The 309-nt window shown below is 52.4% G+C and carries 1 rRNA gene; it reads right to left on the bottom strand.

Annotation, left to right across the window (positions count from 1 at the left end):
• Window positions 1–309, bottom strand: a 16S ribosomal RNA gene (locus QGT46_RS16805); the annotation flags it as partial.

The raw sequence follows: 309 nt of genomic DNA, 5'->3' as shown, positions 1-309 counted from the left end.
GGTTGGGTCACTGACTTCGGGCGTTACTGACTCCCATGGTGTGACGGGCGGTGTGTACAAGACCCGGGAACGTATTCACCGTGACATTCTGATTCACGATTACTAGCGATTCCAGCTTCATGTAGTCGAGTTGCAGACTACAATCCGAACTGAGACGTTATTTCTGGGATTTGCTTCGCCTCACGACTTCGCTTCCCTTTGTTTACGCCATTGTAGCACGTGTGTAGCCCTGGCCATAAGGGGCATGATGATTTGACGTCGTCCCCACCTTCCTCCAGGTTATCCCTGGCAGTCTCTCTAGAGTGCCCA

This window comes from Anaerostipes faecis (genome assembly GCF_910574135.1).
GTDB classification, from domain to species: Bacteria; Bacillota; Clostridia; order Lachnospirales; family Lachnospiraceae; genus Anaerostipes; species Anaerostipes hominis.
This window is presented reverse-complemented; position numbering and strand designations above follow the sequence as displayed.